Origin of the sequence: Cereibacter changlensis JA139 (genome assembly GCF_003034985.1) — a bacterium.
Lineage (GTDB): Bacteria > Pseudomonadota > Alphaproteobacteria > Rhodobacterales > Rhodobacteraceae > Cereibacter > Cereibacter changlensis.
This window is the reverse complement of sequence record NZ_PZKG01000172.1, coordinates 1-6,673: the sequence shown is the minus strand read 5'-3', so window position 1 is coordinate 6,673 and position 6,673 is coordinate 1. Positions and strand designations below refer to the sequence as shown.

Genomic DNA, 6,673 nt, shown 5'->3' with positions numbered 1-6,673 from the left:
GCTTTTCGGCGTGAAGCCGCCCAGTGCCAACGACTTGAAACGAGAAGCAGAGGGCGAGGATACAGGGGTCAATCGTACGCGAAGGCTGTTCTACGTCACCTGTAGTAGAGCCGAAGATAGCTTGGCGATCGTGTGCTACACAGACGATCCCACCGCACTGGTTAATTCGGTCATAGGTCGCGGGTGGTTCGACATGAGCGAAGTGTCACGACTGTACTGACCTCGGATGCAAGCGCAGTTCATCAGACACATATTCTAGAAGACAAGTTCGGACCGTTCATTCTAGCGCGTGATGGCTACTTTCCATAATCCAGCGCCCGAGAGCGGGGCAGACCGCTGTCGACCGCATAGTTGTCCTTCGTCACTGATGACGTCTGGCACACGGGAACCTTGTGTCAAACGGCGAAGACTATAGCCTGACGTCGAAAAATTAAGACAGAAGTACATTGTCGAAGCCACCATCATGTTATTGTTGACATAGCTCAAGATAAGCATGGATTACTTATCGAATCATTCCGACAAGCGAAGCCCATGTAGGGTCAACCGAAGGGATCGGGAAGGATTCAACAGAATCCCTAAGGCGGCTACCCCTTATGGCCTGAAATTCGGACTCAAGTATCCCCGAGGACAATTTACGCAGCGGATTATCATTCGAAAAATAAAGACCAACTATCCAGCCATGCAAAGGATCACCGATCATATCGTTGAGTTCAGACGGGGGGTGAAAGCGAGCCTTAGCTAAAGCGTTCATGATGGTCTTATGGATTATCGGGAAGTAGAAAATTTGTCTATGCCCACCAAGAACCGTAATCCTAGGAAGGATGCCAACAATAGTGAACGTCAGGAACAAGCTAGGTACGAGAGCGCGGCTTTCGATGGCGTTAACAATATCGAACTTATTCAAGCTAAAACTTCCATCCTGTGGCCCGGAAACCGCTTGGATTCGATCAGCAATAATCATCGCGTTTTTTAGCTTCGACCCCTTCCTTATCCAGAAGAGCTCCGTCCCAAAAGGAAGAATGGCCGAAACGGAACGACTATTCCATGACCTGACGGCGCCAACGATATCATTCCGTACGTGGGAATCAAAAAGAAGGGACGAGACAACTGGATCGTCACGAAAAATTAGCTCTGCGAGGATATCGCAGACGGCATTTTCACCGAAGAAAACACCTTCAATGCGTTGAGAAATCAACTGCGAAAGCTTGACGTTAGCTTTGTTGAAAACAGCCTCAGCGGTAGTTCCCCTTACCCCAGACAATATATGAGCTAATTTTCTTAAATCCGGATCTGAGTTTGAAAGTAAATTATCGAAATCCCAAACTTCGCCCTTGGGCAGACACACTGTTAGGTCGTCCAACTTCTTACGAGAAAGGCCAAAGACGTTGACGGTAGAAGAGCCAGCATCCAACCAACCCGGTCCAACACCCTTTTTGTTTTGAAGGCTATTTGTGGAGCAGCTATAGTTTATGCAATATCTAGCGCCCATATTTGCCAGGCCAGAGCTAAACAAAGCATATGTATAGTAGCTTATAGGATCGAGCAACAATTGGCTATGAAAGCCAGTTTGAATAAGAGGAAACCTCTCAAGATTATCTCGAATACCTGGGGTGTCTGCGGTACCTGAATATCTTGCTATAAGGTCTCTGTATAAGGTGGAGGTCGGCGTGCACCTTTGCGCAGCCTCGCAAAGCTTAATGCTGTAGTCTTCAAGGGAACCTGAAGATAGCTCACTCAGCATTGCGCCAATATTACAATCAAGAGAACCTAGTGCTCGAACAAGATCTGGGAAACTCATTTACAAGTCACTCCATTAACGCGACGTTCAACGAAGGACGCCAAAAACGAGCCTGCTATCGTCAAGGCGATCCCAGACACTTGAAAGAGCCCAATCTCAGATAAACCAGCAACCACTTCGAAGGAATACAAGATGGGAACTTGAAGGTAATACGTACCGTAGACCACGAACGGCGTGGCAGCAGACCTAAAAGCACGCGCTAGGAAATAATTACCGAAGAAAGCCAGTACACCTATAGACATTCCGGTCGCCACGCCATTCCATTCGAGATCTTGGCAAGCGAAAGGAATGAACAAGAATAGACTGGTGAATGAAGTAATAAGAATTATGGTAGATGGCCTTTGGCTAATCACGAGATGCTGCATCACAAAAAGCGACACCAACAACATCAACGATGAAGCTGAAGCGTAAAATATTCCCACAGTCGACGGCTCGCCCACGCCAACAATTAATCCAACCCCAACTAAAGAAAAGGCGCCACTAGCCAGTGCATACAGCAAGGTGGGTCCGGCATTCTTTAAAGCATTGATGCAGGTCGCTACGAGGGGGGCGACCATAAGAATAACTAGAGCGGTGGTAGGCCCAATGTGCCTAAGGGATAGGACCCAGAACATAACTCCTAACGCTTCACATAGCCCTCTCACGATAAGGAGAATGTAATCTCTACCTCTCGCCTCACTGATCGACACGCCCCCGCCCGTGGCTACGGATAAGACAACCAGGGCCGCCGATCTTGCGGCTAGTATTACAGCGACGCTCGATATTGCTGCGCTAAGCGATCCAGCGAAGTTCATTCCTGCGAAAGTGAAGGCGGCTAGCAGTCCGAAGCCCACGCCACCCATCATGATCGGTTCCATAAGAGATCATTGTAAATTCTCCTTGTGCTGCCTCGAACATATCAATGACGTCAACAGGAAGACACCTGCCGAAACCAAAACTCCTACTGCTATAGCGGGCATTTCATCGGCGGTAAATGTAGTAATCAAAGAAGCGGTCGACCCGAAGATCAAAGCCATCATAGCCGGAAGGTGGGTTTCTTCGTTGCGGTAGATACCTAAAATCAATGGAACAGCGACGGCTGGCGCCCATAGGGACGACAAAAATAGAATTCCATGCATCACCGAGTCAAAATATTGCGCGAGTACTATGCCAAGAAAAGCCACGACTACCGTCATTAGAATCATTATAGATCGCTTGGGAAGCGAGGGAGCGATCCTGCCTATTATATCGTTTGTCGCCGTAGAAGCAGACGCGTTAATTATCGCGTCATGTCCCGACATAACAATCAGGTATAGTGTTATCAAAATCAAGAATGAAAACCCTGGCCCTACCGCATACTCTGCATAAGCAAAAAGGACAGCATCAGAATCTGTATCATGTGGTATCTTATCTCTTGCAGAGACACCTATGGCGCCCATTAGGATGAACCAGGAGAACATGTACATTCCACACCAGGTGTAAGCTTTCTTAAGCGCCCTGGCAGTTTTAGTCGCGGCCAATCTTTGAAAGAATGGAGGTTGTAGAAAATCGCCCAGAATGAATGACACCACGACCCCTAATACGACCAGTGGAGAAGCAGCGTTAGTTCCATCAGCCGTCTCATTCGATATCTCACCACTGGACGTTTCTCCTAATATAAACACTACCACGACCACCAGACTCGTGATTAGCAACTGCCATAAGTTAGCATAGACCGAAGCCTTCAGGCCTCCAAAGGTCGTATAGGTAGCAACTAGGATCGTCGCCAACACCCCGCCAAGATTACGATCGATTCCGAAAATTGTGGATATCAGTGTGCCGCTTATCAGCGTCATTATTCCGGCAACACCGACCATGATGAGGAAAGTAAAAGTCGCCGTGGTTAGCAAATATGCTTTCCCTGGATGACAAGCGGATCCACACAGAACATCACCTAATGTTGACACATCCCCGTAACGTTCCTTGATCTTTGGGCCTATTAAGTATGCAATCAAAAAGAACTGGAACAAGTAAGCGCATGCTGCGAGCGGGAACCACCATCCTACACTGAATGATTGGCCACTCAAGCCTATTGACAGGCCCGGCCCAATGTAAGTAGCAGCTAAGCTCGCGGCAATCAACAATGGCCCTAGAGTACCGTCCCCTAACGCGTAGAATTTGAAGTCCTTTTTCCTGCGCATTGATAGGTATGCGATACCCGCGAATATAAGAACTACGAAAAACACGGATATCGCTTGCAACATCTATTATCTCACCATGTGCATGAATCGGCTGCTCATTGAGGATTCATAGTTCTCGAACGTTTTGCGATCTTTTGAACTAGTGGTAACCGTATAGTGCTGGTTTATCAGCGCCTCGTAATGAGCGTCTCCACGCAAAGGCATTTCGTCAGATCTGTCTTTCGCAAATTTGCTGTATAGGAAATAGGTAATTTCCTCCAGTCTAGCCAAACCCTGTTTTGTGTAGCGAATTCCGTTTTCAGATCTAACTAGCTCGATAAGTCCTAGTGCGAGCAAGGCGTTGAAGGTTTGCCCGTAAATACTGTCTAAATCAACACCGTAATGACGCTCAATATCTACTAGGTTTTCCGTCTTCACGTTGGCTAACCCAAAAATCACTTTGCGCCTAGCTCGCTCTGAGTTATCATATTTTCCAAGCCTCCAGATCGCAGGAAGCCCTTCGGTGACACGTTGAGCGTGGTCTTTAGTGTTGCAGTAGTTGAAATATTGGCCGGCCCAGTCGTTATTGCTTCCGTTTAGATAGCCAAATGATGATGGCCCTAAACCAAGCAAGTTCACGCATTCAAACTTGTCGGCTTGCTGAGCCGGCCGATCATCGGGACGATGCAAGTAGGAGATGGGTCCATCCACAAACCCGTGGTCATGAAGAACTGACCTAGCCATAAGCCACATTTTATCTCTGGTTTCGGCGTCGTTAAAGCCTGCACTATTGCGCTCAAGCTGCCTCGTAATCGGATCTGTATCTCGCATGATGACCGGAAATACGTTGATAACCTTGAGTTCGGAAATCAAGGACAGCCTATCCAGAGTTTTGTAGAAGCTATCGTAGGTCTCGAATGGTAGACCCGCCATCAAGGCTGTTATGAAGGAATTGAAGCCAGCCGCCATACAGTCATCTATCAATCGCAGGTATTCGTCCAATGATGAGTTGCTTCGATTTATAGCAGCTAACGTATCTGAGTTTCCGCTTTCGAGATCTATAACAATATCCGTGAAACCGAAGTCTTTTAGTATCTTCAGTTTCTCTTTCAAATCGACCGCGTTGTAGGTCTTTGGATAGATTTCGGTTTTTATCTCGGCGTTCGGCATCAAGTCCATATTTAGAGAGCACGCTTCCAGTAGTCTCAACAAGCTCCCGTTCGTCATGAGCGAGGGCGTCCCTCCACCCAGTTGTAGTGACCTAGCACGGATGGGCTGGCCCATAATTGCTCTATTCAGCTTCAATTCTTTAATAAGCATATCAACTACAGCCGCCTCCCTTGTTGGGAGATGCGCAATTCCAGATACTTTTTTGTGGAAGTGGCAGAATGTGCATATTTGTTCGCAGAAGGGATAGTGTAGATATGTTTCGAAAGTTGATCCAGCTAATGAGGCGACAATGTCCTTTGCCTGTTGGCCCGATATCTCGTCCATGGCCCTGAGCGGATAGTAGTGCGATATATAATAGAAGCCGTGGAATGAACGCCGGAGACCATATGCATCGAATTTCTTCATTGCGTTCGCGAATGACGTTGCTTCTGCTACATATTCGGCAGCGTGATCATTCGCGGTTGGAACTTGATCCGCAAAAGATGCAAACTTGATTGAGCTATCGGTTAGTGCTTGGGCAGCGCGCATGCGTCCTCGCTATGATAACATGGGATCCTTCGGGGATTGGCCTATGATATGCGGATTTGAGTCAACTCACATGTTGATACCGTGACATATGGCCGCGATGGTCAACCTTGAGTTGACAAATCCTGTTGTTTACGATTCTTGACGACGGTCTGTCTCCGCCGCGATGCAAATGATACGTTGAGTTGTATCCCAAATCGCATCGTCATCGACAACGCGTGATGGTCATTCTACTACACCCATGACGTCGTGCTAGATCCGAAACCGTCGCGCCCGTATCTAGGTGTTCAGTCCCGGCATCTGGTGGATCGGGTCAAGGATGAATCGATCCGGCTCTGATGTCCAGATTTTGCAGATGTATTCGTAGGGCGTGAGGCCGTTCAGCGTCTTGAGTCTGAGCGCGAAGTTGTAGGCCGCGAGGAAGTCGGCAAGGTGCGTGCGCAGCTGATCGTGGCTGTCGTAATGGGGTCTGATGCCGGACGGTGCTAGATCCTACGCTAAGCCGACAGCACGCGCTTTCCGTGATCGCGAAGGTTTCCATTGGCGTCGACGTAGCGGTAGAGGGTCACAGGTTTGACGCCGAGTTCAGCCGCGAGGGCGGCAACAGAGGTGTCTCTGTTCGCCATGGCCGCTTGCGCGAGACGGACCTGTGCCTTTGTCAGGGCGAATTTTCGTCCGCCTTTACGCCCTCGCGCGCGGGCGGCGGCAAGCCCCGCCATGGTGCGCTCTCGGATGAGGTCGCGCTCGAAATCGGCCAGGGTAGCGAAGATTGAGCTGCTGCCGGTTTCGTGGACGCGAAGATAAGATCGTGACCAAGGAACTGGAGTGCAGATATGACGAGACGGAAGTTCAGCCGTGAGTTCAAGATCGAGGCCGTTAGACTGGTGACGGACCGTGGCGTAGCGGTAGCGCAGGCTGCCCGTGACCTCGACGTGGCGGAGAGCGTGCTGCGCCGCTGGATGCGGGAGCTGACCGCAACCCCTGCCACAGCGTTCCCAGGGAACGGGCAGATGCGGGCCGATCTGGCCGAGATTGCAGCCTT

6 protein-coding genes and 2 pseudogenes are annotated in these 6,673 nt (G+C 49.3%); 2 read left to right on the top strand and 6 right to left on the bottom strand.

Annotation, left to right across the window (positions count from 1 at the left end; translation table 11 throughout):
- A pseudogene (locus C5F48_RS25750) lies at window positions 1-220 on the top strand (UvrD-helicase domain-containing protein); the annotation flags it as partial.
- A 282-nt stretch (window positions 221-502) separates the two neighbouring features.
- Here C5F48_RS25750 and C5F48_RS24885 read toward each other — a convergent pair.
- The 6 genes and pseudogenes from C5F48_RS24885 to C5F48_RS20740 form a co-directional block, all read right to left on the bottom strand.
- Entirely contained in the window at window positions 503-1,798 is a 1,296-nt protein-coding gene (locus C5F48_RS24885; RefSeq protein WP_146170676.1) for a hypothetical protein, read from the bottom strand.
- Window positions 1,795-2,298, bottom strand: coding sequence for a hypothetical protein (locus C5F48_RS24880; protein WP_146170675.1), 504 nt, complete (start codon window positions 2,296-2,298; stop codon window positions 1,795-1,797). The genes C5F48_RS24885 and C5F48_RS24880 overlap by 4 nt, the downstream gene beginning before the upstream one ends.
- Before the next feature lie 363 nt (window positions 2,299-2,661).
- Window positions 2,662-3,957 carry a sodium:solute symporter family protein gene (locus C5F48_RS20755; RefSeq protein ID WP_245941535.1) on the bottom strand — a complete coding sequence of 432 codons (1,296 nt, stop codon included), beginning with the start codon at window positions 3,955-3,957 and terminating at the stop codon, window positions 2,662-2,664.
- Window positions 3,958-4,023: 66 nt separating this feature from the next.
- The gene (locus tag C5F48_RS20750; RefSeq protein ID WP_107665684.1) at window positions 4,024-5,634 is read right to left on the bottom strand and encodes a radical SAM protein; all 1,611 of its coding nucleotides are present in this window, start codon (window positions 5,632-5,634) and stop codon (window positions 4,024-4,026) included.
- A gap of 276 nt (window positions 5,635-5,910) precedes the next feature.
- Window positions 5,911-6,102: pseudogene (locus C5F48_RS20745) on the bottom strand (IS481 family transposase); the annotation flags it as partial.
- 26 nt (window positions 6,103-6,128) lie between these two features.
- Window positions 6,129-6,401, bottom strand: a complete 273-nt coding sequence (locus C5F48_RS20740) for a recombinase family protein (RefSeq protein ID WP_441302624.1) — start codon at window positions 6,399-6,401, stop codon at window positions 6,129-6,131.
- A gap of 63 nt (window positions 6,402-6,464) precedes the next feature.
- Here C5F48_RS20740 and C5F48_RS20735 point away from each other — a divergent pair.
- On the top strand, window positions 6,465-6,673 hold a 209-nt coding region (locus C5F48_RS20735; protein ID WP_146170677.1), incomplete at its 3' end, for a transposase.